This window comes from Actinobacillus capsulatus DSM 19761 (assembly GCF_000374285.1).
Lineage (GTDB): Bacteria > Pseudomonadota > Gammaproteobacteria > Enterobacterales > Pasteurellaceae > Actinobacillus > Actinobacillus capsulatus.
In genome coordinates this window covers 1-1,802 of record NZ_KB893966.1, presented here as the reverse complement: position 1 = coordinate 1,802, position 1,802 = coordinate 1, and the positions used below count along the sequence as shown (strand labels likewise).

The window sequence follows — 1,802 nt, the reverse complement described above, 5'->3', positions numbered from 1 at the left end:
CTATATGTTGAATTTTGGTTGTCAGCCACATTCATTATAGGAGGATTTTTTTATTCTCTTATCGCTTAAGCTCTTTGATTCCACACGCTATGCGTATGTTTTTTATAGCTAGACGTTATCTAGCTATAACACAAAAGACCACCTTCTTTGAAGGTGACTTTTTTATTGATAGAGAATCTATTTGCTATAACAATTGAATAATATAGCCAAGTACCACATAAAATATGATAAGCGAAAGCATTAATATTCCTCTAGCTAATATCTTCTTCGGCTGATGTAGCTTATATCAAATTAATGCAATCACAAATAACACGAATGGATAAATCCAAAAGGCAGTCGAAAACCAATTAATTTAGGCCAGCGTCAACTCTAAACTAGAAAATTTGGTGAAATTAGTAACGCAAGTAGCCATAACGCACAGGGCAAACAAAAGAATGCTAATGCCCAATTAAATTTAGATGATAATTTTTGCATATTATCTTCGAGGATGAAATTTTTGATGTAGTGATTTTAAACGTACCTTCGCGACATGAGTATAAATTTGAGTAGTAGAAAGATCACTATGCCCCAGAAGCATTTGCACCACTCTTAAATCGGCACCGTGATTAACTAAATGCGTTGCAAAAGCATGGCGCAATACGTGTGGAGACAGTTTCTCACTCTCAATACCAGCTAAAGCAGCATAGTGTTTTATTCTGTGCCAAAATGTCTGGCGTGTCATTTTCTGACCTCGGCGGCTTGGAAATACAATATCCGATTGTGCATTATTTAATAATATTGCGCGTCCATACTGAAAAAACTCTTGAATCCAATAACTTGCTTCTTCTCCGATCGGAACCAATCTTTCTTTATCACCTTTACCCACAATACGCACAGCACCTTGCCGTAAGTTCAGGTTATCTATCGTAAGAGAAACAAGCTCGGTAACACGTAACCCCGTCGCATAAAGTAATTCTAACATTGCTCTATCCCGTAATTCAACGGGATCTAATGTATTAGGACAATCCAATAAATCCATTACTTGCTCCTCACTTAAAGATTTAGGTAAATGAATCGGCTTACGAGGAGAAGTTAAAGTTAATGTAGGATCATCTTGTCTATAACTTTCCGTATATAGAAAACGAAAAAACTTACGTAGACAGCTTAACATTCGAGCTGAACTCGTTGCTTTATAGCCCTGTTCCAAGCGTTCTCCGAGAAAAGCCTGCAAGTCAAAATGCTCCAAAGTAAGAAATGCTTTAGGTGTAGGCAGCCATTCAGAGAAGCACTCTAAATCTAAACGATATGAAGCTGAGGTATTTTCAGATAACCCATGTTCTTGCCATAGACTATCTAGAAATTGTTCAATGATAGGATCTAAACTCTTCATAAAACTACTTTCATTTCAAGACATTTTACTATTCTAACAGAAAACGGCTTTCTAGAGGGAAACGTACAAATATGTAAAAAGCCGACTAGTTTATACTAATCGGCTTTTTAAATATGGCAGGGGCGGAGAGGCTCGAACTCCCAACGCCCGGTTTTGGAGACCGGTGCTCTACCAATTGAACTACGCCCCTATTAGTAATTACATATAAACAAAGCGAGTAACTAACTCGCTTTTAGATAAGTGGCGGAACGGACGGGACTCGAACCCGCGACCCCCTGCGTGACAGGCAGGTATTCTAACCAGCTGAACTACCGCTCCGCAAATTAGGTGATTAACAGTGCCCTACTCTCACATGGGGAAACCCCACACTACCATCGGCGTTACAGCATTTTACTTCTGAGTTCGGGATGGATTCAGGTAGAACTACTGCACT

Annotated in this window: 2 protein-coding genes, 2 tRNA genes and 1 rRNA gene; all 5 read right to left on the bottom strand. The window is 39.0% G+C overall.

All coding sequences use genetic code 11. The annotated features are described in order from the left end of the window. Positions 1-369 precede the first annotated feature (369 nt). Positions 370-474, bottom strand: a complete 105-nt coding sequence (locus C228_RS15225) for a DUF5389 family protein (protein ID WP_425393297.1) — start codon at positions 472-474, stop codon at positions 370-372. Between the two features lies 1 nt (position 475). Next, a complete protein-coding gene (gene xerD, locus C228_RS0112955) occupies positions 476-1,369 on the bottom strand; it encodes a site-specific tyrosine recombinase XerD (RefSeq protein ID WP_018653009.1) in 894 nt (297 codons plus the stop codon). A 114-nt stretch (positions 1,370-1,483) separates the two neighbouring features. Beyond that, positions 1,484-1,559 (bottom strand) — tRNA-Trp (locus C228_RS0112950). 51 nt (positions 1,560-1,610) lie between these two features. Next, positions 1,611-1,687: transfer RNA gene (locus C228_RS0112945), tRNA-Asp, on the bottom strand. Between the two features lie 11 nt (positions 1,688-1,698). Further along, positions 1,699-1,802: ribosomal RNA gene (gene rrf / locus C228_RS0112940) — 5S ribosomal RNA — on the bottom strand; the annotation flags it as partial.

Coding starts and splice junctions, on each gene's coding strand:
- C228_RS15225 (WP_425393297.1), bottom strand. CDS start 474: ATGCAAAAATTATCATCTAAATTTAATTGGGCATTAGCATTCTTTTGT.
- xerD (WP_018653009.1), bottom strand. CDS start 1,369: ATGAAGAGTTTAGATCCTATCATTGAACAATTTCTAGATAGTCTATGG.